General features: G+C 50.2%; 10 protein-coding genes. All 10 read left to right on the top strand.

All coding sequences use genetic code 11. The features are described 5' to 3' along the window. A partial coding sequence (locus tag Q7V48_01295; protein ID MDO9209377.1) for an ammonia channel protein occupies window positions 1-601 on the top strand: 601 nt, incomplete at its 5' end. A gap of 87 nt (window positions 602-688) precedes the next feature. Further along, window positions 689-1,027 (top strand): P-II family nitrogen regulator, encoded by a 339-nt coding sequence (locus Q7V48_01290; GenBank protein MDO9209376.1) that lies wholly within the window; start codon window positions 689-691, stop codon window positions 1,025-1,027. A 59-nt stretch (window positions 1,028-1,086) separates the two neighbouring features. After that, window positions 1,087-3,741: a [protein-PII] uridylyltransferase gene (glnD, locus tag Q7V48_01285; protein MDO9209375.1), complete on the top strand. Its 2,655-nt coding sequence runs from the start codon at window positions 1,087-1,089 to the stop codon at window positions 3,739-3,741. Between the two features lie 289 nt (window positions 3,742-4,030). After that, window positions 4,031-4,414 (top strand): helix-turn-helix domain-containing protein, encoded by a 384-nt coding sequence (locus Q7V48_01280; protein ID MDO9209374.1) that lies wholly within the window; start codon window positions 4,031-4,033, stop codon window positions 4,412-4,414. A 92-nt stretch (window positions 4,415-4,506) separates the two neighbouring features. Continuing rightward, window positions 4,507-5,835: a type I glutamate--ammonia ligase gene (glnA, locus tag Q7V48_01275; GenBank protein MDO9209373.1), complete on the top strand. Its 1,329-nt coding sequence runs from the start codon at window positions 4,507-4,509 to the stop codon at window positions 5,833-5,835. Between the two features lie 43 nt (window positions 5,836-5,878). Further along, window positions 5,879-6,316 (top strand): hydrogenase iron-sulfur subunit, encoded by a 438-nt coding sequence (locus tag Q7V48_01270; protein ID MDO9209372.1) that lies wholly within the window; start codon window positions 5,879-5,881, stop codon window positions 6,314-6,316. A 21-nt stretch (window positions 6,317-6,337) separates the two neighbouring features. Continuing rightward, complete coding sequence (locus Q7V48_01265) at window positions 6,338-7,822, top strand: glutamate synthase-related protein (protein ID MDO9209371.1); 1,485 nt, start codon at window positions 6,338-6,340, stop codon at window positions 7,820-7,822. Further along, window positions 7,806-9,353: a glutamate synthase-related protein gene (locus Q7V48_01260; protein MDO9209370.1), complete on the top strand. Its 1,548-nt coding sequence runs from the start codon at window positions 7,806-7,808 to the stop codon at window positions 9,351-9,353. Before Q7V48_01265 ends, Q7V48_01260 begins: the two co-directional genes overlap by 17 nt. A gap of 307 nt (window positions 9,354-9,660) precedes the next feature. After that, on the top strand, window positions 9,661-12,291 hold the full coding sequence (locus tag Q7V48_01255) for a glutamate synthase (GenBank protein ID MDO9209369.1): 2,631 nt from the start codon (window positions 9,661-9,663) through the stop codon (window positions 12,289-12,291). 91 nt (window positions 12,292-12,382) lie between these two features. Then, a complete protein-coding gene (locus tag Q7V48_01250; GenBank protein MDO9209368.1) occupies window positions 12,383-13,156 on the top strand; it encodes an NAD+ synthase in 774 nt (257 codons plus the stop codon). The last annotated feature ends 242 nt before the right edge of the window (window positions 13,157-13,398 follow it).

Here is a 13,398-nt window from a genome sequence, read left to right as displayed (position 1 = left end):
CCTCTGGTTTGGATGGTTCGGATTCAACGCCGGAAGCGCCATTGCCGCCGGAATGTTGAGCACCAGCGCTTTCGTAGTCACCCATATCGCCGGGGCTGCAGGGGCCCTTTCTTGGGCGCTGGTCGAGTGGGTTTACAAAGGCAAGCCGACCACTCTGGGGACAGTTAGCGGGGCGGTGGCTGGTTTAGCCACTATCACTCCGGCTGCGGGTTTCGTCCCCCCTTGGGCGGCATTGTTTATCGGACTGACCGCAGGGGTTTTTTGTTATGGAGGGGTAGTATCCAAAAACAAATTCGGGTATGATGATAGCTTAGATGTCGTGGGGATTCATGGAGTCGGCGGTACTTGGGGAGCCATGGCCATCGGGCTTTTCGCCACGAAAGGGATCAATGAGGCGGGAAATAACGGTTTCTTTTTCGGAAACCCAGATTTAATCGGGGTCCAAGCCTTGGCGGTGATTGTGACCTGGGCCTATGCTTTTGGGGTGACTTTCATCCTGTTGAAGGTCTTAGACTGGACGATGGGACTTAGGGTGAGCGGAGAGGAAGAAGATAGTGGACTGGACCTGAGCCAGCACAATGAGACGGGATACAACTTTTAATGCGGAGTGTAGAATGCGGAATGTGGAATATTTTTATTAACTCCGCACTCCACATTCCGAATTCCGCATTTGCAAAAGGGGGAGAAAATGAAAAAAGTCGAGGCCATCATTAAACCTTTTAAGTTGGATGAAGTGAAAACCGCCCTCAGCGCAGTCGCCGTGCAGGGGATGACCGTCACCGAAGTCAGGGGGTTCGGAAGACAAAAAGGGCACAAAGAAGTTTACCGTGGGGCGGAGTATGTAGTCGAGTTGGTGCCGAAAGTCAAGATCGAAGTGGTGGTTCCGGATCAAGCCGTCACCCGGGTGGTGGAAACGATTGCCAAGGCTGCCAAAACCGGAAAAATTGGGGATGGAAAGATTTTTGTTATACCTGTCGAAGAAGCGGTTAGGATTCGAACAGGGGAGAGGGGAGAAGGGGCGTTGTAAAAAAAGTGAAAAGTGAAAAGTGAAAAGTGAAATGTGATAAGTGAAAAACGAAAAACGAGATGATTGCGGAGAAGGAAAGAATAACATTGGTGCGGCCAGAAGAAAGCCTCGAAGACATTGAACGCTTTTTCCAGAAAGGGCGGGAATGGCTGAAGAAAAGGCACAAGGAAGGTATCTTGGCAACGGAATTCGGCCAGAGCCACTCGAATTTAATGGACAGCGTGATTCGCCGGCTCTTTAGGAGAGCTGTGGATAGCCGGGGGCTTCGGGGGTCTGGATTGGGATTTTCTTTACTGGCTATGGGAGGATACGGGAGGGAAGAGCTCTGCCCTTTCTCGGACATCGACCTTCTTCTTCTTCACCTCCCGGGTAAGGGCAAGGATCTTGAAGAATGGGTTCGCGCCGTGCTTCACCCGCTCTGGGATTGGGGCCTGACTGTGGGATACACGATTCAGACTCCCAAGGAAAGCCTGCGGGCAGCGCAAAAAGATTTAGACCTATTTTTTTCCTTTTTAGATGCCCGTTGGGTGGCAGGCGAGAAGCAAACATTCCTCCGGTGGCAAGAGGCGTTTTCTCGTTTTTTGCCGGCCGGAAAAGATACGGAAGTGATCCTGCAAATCCGACGGAGATCTGAGGTCAGGCATAAACATTATGGAGATTCTGTTTTTGTCCTGGAACCGGATGTGAAAGAGGGGAAAGGGGGACTGAGGGATTACCACTCGGCCTACTGGGCCACCAAGGTTAAATATCATATCCGGGCCGCTGGGGAGCTGGCAGAACATACCTTGCTTTCCAAAAAAGAGTGGCAAACCTATTCCCGGGCGGTTGAATTCCTCTGGCGAGTGCGCAACCAGCTCCACTACCTTCACGGCAGGAAAGAAGATCGACTTTCCTTCGAGGACCAGGAAGCATTGGCCGGGGCCCTCGGGTACCGGGCAGAAAATTCCCTCATGGCCACAGAATCCTTTTTGAAGGAATATTTTACTCACGCCCTCCGCGTTTTTCACTTTTCTTGGAACCTGTTAGAAAAATGCCTCAACGAACAGGCCGCTTTTCCCGTGAATTGGGGGCGAGGAACTCCGACAGAGGTTGTCGCGGGATTTTTCCTTTACCACGGCAAACTGGTTATGGCCGACCCTGATCGGTTCGACCGGAATCCTCTCCACCTGTGGAAGGCTTTTGAGGCCATCCATCGTCACGGGATGGAGATGGAAGCGCGCCTCAAAGAAAATATTACCGAGCATTTGGATTCAGTCGGGGAACGGTTTCGGTGCGCCGAAGAATCGGTCAAGTCATTCCTCTCTTTTTTTGAGCAACCTGGATACCTGTACCAGGTTTTGGAGATTATGTTGGAAACCGGCTTTTTGAGAAAGTTCCTCCCTGAGTTTGACCAAGTCTACTGCCATGTACAATATGACCGCTACCATATTTATCCCGTAGATGTTCATTCTCTTTACGCCGTGCGCGAGTTAGAAAATCTGGGAAAGAAACAGGAGACAAACCCCTGGCCGTTGTTCGGCGAGCTGATTAAGGAAATCAAAGACCCCGGCCTATTAAAGTTGGCGGCCCTACTCCACGACCTGGGAAAAGCCGAAGGATCTTCCCATGCCCAACGCGGAGAAAAAATTGCCGCTGCTATCGGAGAAAGGCTGCAACTTTCAATCGCCAGGATCGAGACTCTCCGGTTCTTGGTGCGAGAACATTTGATCTTTACTGAAATTGCCCAACGGAGGGATTTAAACGACGAGAACCTCATCTTTCGGTTCGCCCAAACCGTAGGGGACGGGGAAAGACTGCGGATGCTCTATTTATTAGGTTTTGCGGACCTCCGGGCGGTCGGCCCCTCGTCATGGACAGCTTGGAAAGACACCCTGATGCGGGAACTTTTTCTCAAGGCCCTGCACCTTTTGGAAAAAGGAGAAGGTCTCGGCCAGGAAGACCAGGATCGGTTGATTAAAATTCAGAGGGAGGTGATGGACCTCCTTGCCGGGCAGGTTCCCCCTCCGAAGGTGTCGGAATATCTCGTTAACATCCCGTCCAGGCATTATGCGGTTCAAGAAGGGTGGTCCATTGCCCAGCAGATTCTCATGGCTGAAAAATTAACTGACCAAATAGTGGTTTTGGAAGGTGAGGAGAAGCCGGAAGAAGGATGTGAGGAAGTGACCGTGGTGGCCCGGGACGAACCCGGCCTCTTCTCCAAGATCTCTGGAGTTTTGACCGCTAATTTTTTGAACATTCTCTCGGCCCAGATTAGCACCTGGGAAAATGGCATTGCCGTAGACCGATTCCGTGTTCATAATTTGATCGACGAAGGACTTTCCCAAACCCGCAGATGGACGAAACTCCAGGAAGATTTTAAAAACGTTCTTAAAGGAAATGTCAAGGTGAGTTCACTGGTGGCGGCAATGGTTCTTCCTCTTTTTCAGAACTATCCCCCTTCCTGGCAGGCCACCAAGGTTGAAGTTGATAACACAACTTCTGATTTTTATACCGTCATTGAAATTTACACCCACGACCGCCCTGGACTCCTATATCGGATATCCCAGAAAATTTTCGAATTGGGCCTCAATATCTGGAGTGCCAGAATTGCGACTAAAGTGGACCAGGTTGTAGATGTTTTTTATATTCAAGATTTAAGCGGGGCTAAATTGACTGATGAAGAGGTAATCCTGAAACTGAAACAGGAACTCGCCGAGGAGCTGGAAAAGTGGTAAAAGATACTATCCGGCTGACTGACGAATTTTAAGCACCATGCCCATTTTCTATTCATAATGCTAACCTTCCTGATATACTTAAGTTTTAGAATAATTTTCTCAATAATAATTAGACCTGCTCAAAATATTAGCAAAGATCGAAAAGAAATAACTCTTTTTCCATTTTTTTAAGTTCCCCCATGCACTTATAACTAATTAAAATTATACATTTTTTAAAAATAAAAGTAATAGTTCAGTTGGTATCGGTATTGCTTAAAAGAATAATAAAAAAATAACCGGAGTGGGCAAGATGGGAGCAATTTTGCTGATCGAGGATGATCGCAATGTCCGCAGCATGCTCGAAAAGATTTTCCCCCAGGACAATCTAAAAAATCTGAGGGCATTGAACTTAGGGAAAGAGAGATATGGGGGAGACCGAAGCGGGGAGGGACCTCCATCTTTGGTTTTCGAAGAAATCGTGCGCGGATATTTAAGAGAGCAGCTGGGGGCAGAAAGCAATGGAAGCATCCATGAACACATAATCGGAAAAGTGGAGAAGGCCTTAATAGGCCTTGTTTTGGAGGAAGAAAAAGGGAACCAGGTTCGGGCGGCGAAAAGGTTAGGGATTAACAGGAACACGTTAAGGAAAAAAATGAAGGAATTATGCATCAGAACCCGGGTGGTCACTGGCTAAAAAGGAGAATAGATCAACCTTAATGTTACTTGCCCTAAGTGGGTTCTTCACCATGAGATTTTGTTCTTAAATAAAAATACAGGAGGAGGATAATGGCTAAAAGCGATTACGGAAAAGTAATGAAAATGATTGAAGAGAATGACGTAAAGTTCATAAAACTCTGGTTTACCGACATACTCGGTTTCCTCAAGAGTTTTTCGGTCCCCAAGGAACAAATCGAGAAGGCCTTTGCTGAAGGGATCGGCTTCGATGGGTCTTCCATCGAAGGATTTGTACGCATTGATGAGAGTGACATGGTGGCTATCCCGGACCCAACCACTTTTGCTATCCTCCCCTGGCGCCCCAAAGAAAAAGGCGTGGCCAGAGTTTTTTGTGACATCGTCACCCCCGATGGTAAGCCTTTTGAAGGAGACCCGCGGTATACTTTGAAGAAAAATTTAGATAAAGCCAAGAAGATGGGCTTCATTTACTATGTCGGTCCGGAGCTGGAATATTTTTATTTTAAGGATGCAAATTCAACGGAGGTTCTGGACAAAGGCGGTTATTTCGACATGATCCCACGAGATGAAGCCTTGGATCTGCGCAGGGAGACTGTGCTTTTCTGCGAGGCCTTAGGAATGAAGATTGAGTATTCGCATCATGAAGTAGCTCCCTCCCAGCATGAAATTGATATGCGCTATGAAGATGCCCTCACCATGGCTGACAATGTCATGACCTACCGCCTGGTGGTTAAGGAGGTAGCCTACCGGCAGGGGGTTTACGCCACCTTTATGCCCAAACCGTTGTTTGGAGAAAATGGGTCCGGGATGCACACCCATATGTCCCTGTTCAAGGGTAAACGGAACGCATTTTTCGACCCCAAAGGGCAATACAACCTTTCCCAGAATGCCCGATATTTTATCGGAGGGCTGCTGAAATATGCCCCTGAATTTACGGCTGTAACCTGTCAATGGGTGAATTCTTATAAACGCCTGGTTCCCGGATACGAAGCGCCGGTTTATTTATCCTGGGCCCAACGGAACCGTTCAGACCTGATCCGGATTCCCATGTACAAACCGGGAAAGGAAGAAGCTACCCGAATAGAATTTCGTAGCCCGGACCCGGCTTGTAACCCTTACCTGACTTTCTCGGTTATGCTGGCCGCAGGTTTGGCGGGGATGGAAGAAAAAATTGAACCGCCCGATCCGGTGGAAGCAAACGTCTACAAGATGAGTGCGGAGGAGCGGGAACGAAGGGGGATCAAACAGCTTCCGGGAAGCCTCAGTGAAGCCATTCAATTGACCGAGAAAAGCAAACTGGTTCGAGAAGCCCTCGGAGACCACGTCTTCGATCACTTTATCGAGAACAAAAAGGTGGAATGGGACCGCTATCGCGTCCAGGTCACCTCGTACGAAATCGAGAAGTACCTCCCCATCCTTTAAGAAAAAAAGTCGAGTAAAGGGAAGGTAAGGATAAAACTAAGAAATGCAGGAAACCAAGGTAGCATTGACCATTTTCTTTTGTCACCATCAGGCGGAGAGGATCACCCCGATCTTAAAAGAATTGAACGGATCGGGTTGTATCGACCTTAAGAAAATCGCCTTGCCCTGTTCCGGGAAGTTGGAAGTCTTTTACGTAACCAAAGCTTTGGAAAAGGGGGCGGATGGAGTGGCGATTTTTGGATGCCTTGAAGGGAGATGCCACTACATAGTAGGCAGTCAAAGAGCAATGGGTAGGGTTCGTTATACCCAAAGAATTTTGAGCGCCATTAGCATAGAAGAAGATCGCGTGCACCGGTTTATCTTGGAAGATAATATTCAGCAGGAAGGAATAGAGGCGTTTTCGAGATGGGTTAGAAACATCCAATCCAAGGGTTCCCTTTCCTGTAAAAGCCTGAACCCTCGAACCCTGGAATCCTTCTGATAAAGCGTTAAGGAATTGGTTATGCCCAAGAAATATCATTTAAAACCCAAACCGGCACCGACCCGGTTTGTTACTCCGGGTCCTTTCGGGATCATCGAAGGGGACGGATGTCTGAACTGCGCCAACTGTGTTAAAAAATTTTGCGTCTATTCCGTTTTCCGGAAACGCAAGTTTGATTCGCATCAGCTGTTCGATACCGCAGATTCACTTTGTAAAAATTGTTTCCGGTGCGTTCAGGGATGCTATGGCCGGATTCTCTCCCAAAGCGCCAACCCTGAATTTTGGTCCTTAGGGGACGATTACTGGACTCCAGAGATTATCGCCAGTAACCAGGGCCAAGCGGAGACGGGGAAAATTCCAGTTTCTGGAGGAGGCTACGGAGGACCTTTTACCGGGCCTGGTTTTGACAGCATGTGGACAGATATGTCCGAGATCGTTCGCCCCACCCGCGATGGCATCCATGGGCGTGAATATATCAGCACTTCCGTCGAGCTCGGTCGGGTTCTGAAACCCGTCCCCTTTCATTCCAAGGCGGAATCTTCGCCGGATCCTTCTCTGAAACCATCCCCGCAATTGGGGGAATTTCCCGATATGGGGTCTTCCCCCCGGGTGGAAACATCCGTTCCCATCATTTTTGACCTTCTTCCCTTCCATTCTTTCAACTTTCCCGTTCGTTTAGCTTTGGCCCAAGCGGCCCGCGAAACGAATACTTTGATGGTCATCAGAGCTGAAGATATGGAAGAAGACTTGTGGCCGCTGGCCAGTCACCTTGTTCCCCTGCTACCCTCTGGGCCGGCGCCAAGCCTGGCTCCAATGATAACCAGGGTAAGGATGGTCCAGGTTTCTTTTACGTCTATCGCAGAAGTCGAGGAAAGAGTGAAAGAGATCAAAAAAATCAATCCAGGAGTCGTCGTTTCGGTTCGACTTATCCTGGATCCCCAGTCCGAGGAAAACGTGGTCGCGCTGGAAGGGGCCGGAATCGAGGTGCTTCACCTCTTGGCGGATGAAAGGGGAAGGGAGCGCCAGACTTCTTCACCCCGCTTTATCAAAGATTTGATCCGCAGTATCCATCTTCGTTTGGTAACGGAAGAAAAAAGAGACGGATTGAGCTTAATCTTCGGAGGTGGAATCGCCATGGCTGAACACGTGGCCAAGGCGATCATCTGCGGGACAGATGCCGTTTCCATTGCAATTCCCTTTCTCTTAGCCTGGGAATGCCGGTTATGCGGAAAATGTGGCCGGGGAATGAGTTGCCCGGTGGAAGTGGAGAAGATTGACCCCGATTGGGGCCGACAGAGAATCACGAACTTGATAGCCGCCTGGCACGGACAACTCCTCGAGGTTTTGGGGGCGATGGGCCTGCGAGATATCCGCCGACTTCGGGGGGAAGTGGGCCGGGCGATTTTTCTGGAAGAGATTGAAAAGGAAACCTTCAGCCAGATATTCGGTGAACCCGTCAAAAAATCTGCGCTGAGAGAAGAGATTATTCATGCCCTGGCCTCCTGAGATCAGGCGGACGCCTTCGCGTTTCCGTAATCCCATCGGTAAATATAAAATTCACCGTGGTCCGGCCTGCATCCATTGCGGGCAGTGCGCGGACCTTTGCCCGATGGGCGTGCACCGTCGTCTGGGCAAAAAAATGCTGGCCCCGAAAGATGAATTATGCCTTGGCCCATCCTGCGCGAGCAGGGAATTTTATTGCATCGATCGGTGCCCCCAAGCGGCATTGCGAATGATTATCAACCCCAATCTTCAGGCTTTGAAAGATTATCGCTGGCCGGCGGATCTTCTTTTGTCTACCTGGCGGCAGGCGGAGACCGGCGAGGTACCTTATGCTGACTTGGAGTATCGGGTGGGCCATTCTGGGGGGGGCTTTGACCGGTTGAGGTTGCGCCTTCCAGCTCAAGAGGATATGTCCTCCTCCCTTAGCGAAAAAGAAGAAGAGGTGTCCACAACAATCGTTTTGAACCGCAGGGCCGATGGCCGGCCTCAGGTCCGGATCGGCGTTCCTTTTTATGGTGGGGGGATGTCTTTCGGGTCGGTGAGTATCAATACGATGTTATCCCGGGCCAGGGCTGCTGAAGCCTGGGACACCTTTACCTGCACCGGCGAAGGGGGTTTTCCTGAACCTTTACGAAGGTACGATGACCACATGATTACTCAGGTGGCCACGGGGTTATTTGGGGTACGGGAAGAAACCATCCAGCGGGTACGTCTGGTGGAGTTTAAATATGCCCAGGGTGCCAAACCTGGACTGGGAGGACATCTTCTGGGTGATAAAGTGACCCCGGCTGTGGCCCGCATGCGCGAAGCTGTGGCTGGAAGTTCTTTATTCTCTCCTTTTCCCTTCCATAGCGTTTATTCCGTGGAAGACCACAAGAAGCATATAGACTGGATTAAAGAAGTAAATACACGCTGCCTGGTGGCGGTGAAAGTTTCTACCCCTACGGACGTGGACATGGTGGCAGTGGGAAGTTACTATGCTGGCGCGCACATCATCCACCTGGATGGAAGTTATGGAGGAACCGGAGCTGCACCCGATATCGCCAAAAAGAACATCGCCATGCCGATTGAATATGCCATTCCCAAGGTTCATCGATTCCTGCTGGAAGAAGGAATTCGCGACCAGGTAACCTTGATCGCCAGCGGAGGAATACGTACGGCCTATGATATTGCCAAAGTAATTGCCTTAGGCGCGGACGGGGTGGTGGTTGGCACGGCAGACCTGGTTGCCTTGGAATGTATCCGCTGCCGCAATTGTGAAAGCGGCCAGGGGTGTCCGCGGGGAATTGCCACCACGGACCCTGAACTTTCCAATCTGGTGGACGTAGAGTGGGGTTCGCAGCGCATCATCAATCTCTACGCCGCCTGGAGAAAACAATTGGTGGCGCTGCTGCAACTTTGGGGTTTAAAAAGTATTGGCGAGCTGGTAGGGAGGACCGACCTCCTGATGCACCTGGATTATCACCGGGGGGAATTAAGAGACGACGATATCAGGCCCTTTTTGTTGCGGGGGAATGGCCAAAGAGGTCTTTAATTTTTTTAGCCACAGAGAACACAGAGATCACAGAGATGAAAGAAAGGACAATATAAAAAGGCAAAGATTGATGATCTCGTAAAAAGTCAAAATTTGGATGGCAAAGTAAAAAGCTCCAGATGCAAGGCGCGCAAAAGCTGAGGAGAGAGGCGTACTTACAAGGTACGCTGCAACGACGAAGGTGAAGCGCAACGCCGCAGATGGACTTTTTACGAGGCCATCAAAGATTAGAAATTGTAAAAACATTCTTGATCCTATTTCTTCTCGGTGACCTCTGTGGCCAATGATTGTGGAAAACGAGTTTGCCATGAATAACCATTGGGAAAATATCCAGAAAGTCATCGCCTCTCGGGGAGAAATGATCAAAGAAATCCCGGAACGTCCACGCTGGAAGGCCGAGGAAGAGGGGGGATGCGGGGTGACGGGGTTTGCCAGTTCCATTCCGGTGAACGGCCACCATATCATCGAACCTTCCCGCCAGATGCACAACCGGGGAAATGGAAAAGGGGGAGGGATTGCCGCCGTGGGCCTCTCCGCCGAGGACTGGGGTATCTCCGAACAGGTGATGGAGGAAGATTATTTGCTCCAGATCGCCTTTCTGGACCCCGAGGCTCGCTCGGCAGTGGAACAATCGTTCATCGAGCCTTTCCTGGAAGTTCATCACGGGTCGCGAATTCCCACGGTCAGCGACTATCGGGAAATTGAAGGCCTGGAAGTGAAACCACCCGACGTTTACCGCTATTTTGTTCGGGTTAAGAAGGAAGCGCTGAGAGACTTTACCGTCAAAAATCAATTCCTGGACATGGAACTTCGCAAGGTGGAAGACGAGTTTATTTTTCAAAATAGCTTCCAACTCAACCAGAAATTTTATGCCTCCCTCGGGGAAAAGAAGGCTTTTGTCCTATCCCATGGCCGCAACATGATGATTCTGAAGATTGTTGGGTATGCCGAACAGGCAGCCCAGTACTATAAACTGGAGAATTGCCGAGCCCACATCTGGATCGCCCACCAGAGATATCCGACGAAAGGCAGAGTATGGCATCCGGGCGGAGCTCACCCCTTCATCGGGATGGATGAAGCCTTGGTGCACAATGGAGACTTTGCCAATTATCATTCCGTCTGCGAATATCTCCGCCAGTGGAATTTAGTGCCCCTTTTCCTCACGGATACGGAAGTCGCGGTATTACTTTTTGATCTTTTGAACCGAGTGTACGGTTACCCGTTGGAGTATATCATCGAGGCTTTGGCACCGACTACGGAGCTGGATTTTGACCGTTTGCCCGTTGCCAAACAGAAAATCTACCGGGAAATCCTGGCCAGGCATATCCACGGGTCGCCGGACGGGCCCTGGTTCTTCATCATTGCCCGGAATGATTCCTATCAAAGATGTTTTCAGCTCATCGGTATCACCGACACCGCGATGCTGAGGCCCCAGGTCTTCGCCCTCTCCGAGGGCCAGGTTCAGATTGGCTTAATCTGTTCGGAGAAGCAGGCCATTGATGCTACTCTTCAGAGCCTGTCCCGCGATGATGCCCGCTTTCACAGCATTGCAGATAAATATTGGAACGCCAGGGGAGGAAGCTACACCGACGGGGGGGCATTTATCTTTTCCATCCGGGAAGGCGGGAACGGTGTCCCAGGCAAGGTGCTGACCTGTACTGATAAGTTTGGGAAAGTCCTTTCTGCCCCCAAAGACCAAATCCCGTGGGACCATATACCCCGAGCCCTCCAGCCCGATAAAAGGGAAACCCTTCGTAAAGAAGTGGCCGAAAAATTGCGCGGGGGTGATGGGCATTCTTTTTTTCAATTCTTTAAAACTCAGCTTCCCGGATGGGATTATGAATCTTTTAGGGAATTCTGCCACGAGATCGTCCAGGTTGCCAGCGCCAGTGATGCAGCCCGGGCGTTGGCCATAGAAATTTTAACTCTTTTCTTAGACCTGCGTTATGACCCGGGGAACAAACGGAGGAGCTGTCTCCAGGAAATTTTGTTGGAGGGGTTGGATAAGATCTTTTCTTCGGCACCGGTTTTGAGTTCAAACCGCAGAGGAGTGATGAGGCGGATCGATGGGCAAGGACGGGATACGCTCAGAAAGCCCAACGAAGGAGAAAGGGTGCTCATCGTGGATGCGCGGGGATTTGCCGCGGAAGGGAAAGAAAGCGTAGCCTCCTTGTTGATCCAGGCGTATCATAGGGGATGGAAGAAATTCATTGTTTATGGATGCCAGGGACAGCGATTTTTCGGTTGTGGCCTGGGGCCGGGAACTCAGAATGTGCACCTTGACGTGTACGGGAGTTCGGGAGATTATTTGGGGTCGGGGATTGACGGCCTGGAAATATTTGTCCACGGAAACGCCCAGGATCAATTGGGCCAGATCATGAAGTCGGGAAAGATGGTCATTTATGGAGATGTGGGACAGACCTTCCTGTATGGCGCCAAGGGAGGCGCAGTTTACGTTCTGGGCAATGCTGCCGGCCGGCCTTTGATTAACGCTGCTGGAAAGCCCCGCGTCGTGATTAACGGAACTTGCCTGGATTATTTGGCCGAATCTTTCATGGCCGGCGACCCCCTCCAAGGGGGAGGGTTTGTTATCCTGAACGGAGTAGAATTTGACGAGTACGGGAAAATCCGAGAACAACCTACACCCTTCCCTGGATCCAACCTGTTTTCCCTGGCCTCCGGAGGAGCCATCTACGTTCGCGATCCCCATAGCCGCTTAGAGGAAGAACAACTCAACGGTGGGGAATTTACCCAGCTCACGGAGAAAGACTGGCAACTTATCCAACCTTATCTGCAAGAAAACGAAAACCTCTTTCAAATTTCCATCGACCATGACCTTTTGGCCGTAGAAGGAAAGAAACGCCGGCCAGAAGAAGTCTACCGCAAAGTAAGGGCCGTTAAGTTATCGGTTCTGTCATCAACCAAGGTTGAAGAATGATAGGGGCAAGGCGCAGGGCCCCAGGCATTAAGATATAAGGTGTAAGGTATTAAATGTTAGTTTTTTTTTGACAGAGGCCCTTTCTTCGTCTATGATGGAAAAAATTTCCGACTATCGGAACAAAAGAGAAAATTTGATGAAACTTAGCGAGCGGATTAGCCGCTGGATTTGTGACCAAGTTGAAGCCGCGGGGGCCGCCGGTGTTTTGGTAGGCCTCAGCGGAGGAATCGATTCGGCAGTGGTTGCAGTTTTGGCCCAACGGGCGATGGGAGATCACGTCCTGGGGCTTCTCCTGCCTTGCTACAGCCTACCCGCAGATGAGCGCGACGCCATGATGATAGCCGATGCTTTTGGAATCCGCCGGGAACGCGTAGACCTTTCCCCGGTTTATGAAACATTCTCGCAACAACTCCCGGAAGCTGGAGAGATGTGCCGGGCCAACCTTAAACCCCGCCTACGAATGGCTGCTCTTTATTACTACGCCAACAAATTAAATTATTTGGTTGCCGGAACGGGAAACAAGTCCGAACGATTGATGGGCTACTTCACAAAATTCGGGGATGGGGGAGCTGACCTTTTACCATTGGGCGACCTTACCAAGTCTCAAGTACGCAAGCTGGCTGAAGAATTGAAAATCCCCCAACGGATCATCGAACGGCCTCCAAGCGCAGGCCTATGGAGCGGGCAAACCGATGAAGAAGATATGAACATTAGATATGAGGATTTGGACAAAATCATTGTTTCCTTAGAAAAAAGAAAAGAGGCCAAATTTCCCAAGGCTCAACTGAGTTATGTCAAGGGGATGGTGGCCCGTTCCAGACACAAACGGAGCACCCCTCCCATCTTTCATTTAAAATCCGTCTAACGGCGGAGGGACGCCTTCGTCTCCTTTGAATAAAGAGAGTTACAGAATAGCTGAATATTAAAATTCGAAATTCGATATAGGCTTTTCCATTTGACTCATGTTAACCTGTTGTTTAGGAATCAATTTGCTTGAGAGTTATCGTTACCGGTGGCTTTCTCAGGCTCGGGGGCCAGGGCGCTTCGCTTGGCATCATGAGGCGCTCGACTTTCCATGGATTAGGCGGGAAAGTGCCCCCCGCCTCA

It is taken from the genome of Deltaproteobacteria bacterium, from assembly GCA_030654105.1.
In the GTDB taxonomy this organism is placed as follows: Bacteria; Desulfobacterota; SM23-61; order SM23-61; family SM23-61; genus JAHJQK01.
Note: the sequence above shows the minus strand (reverse complement) of the source record. Positions and strands in the feature narration are given on the sequence as shown.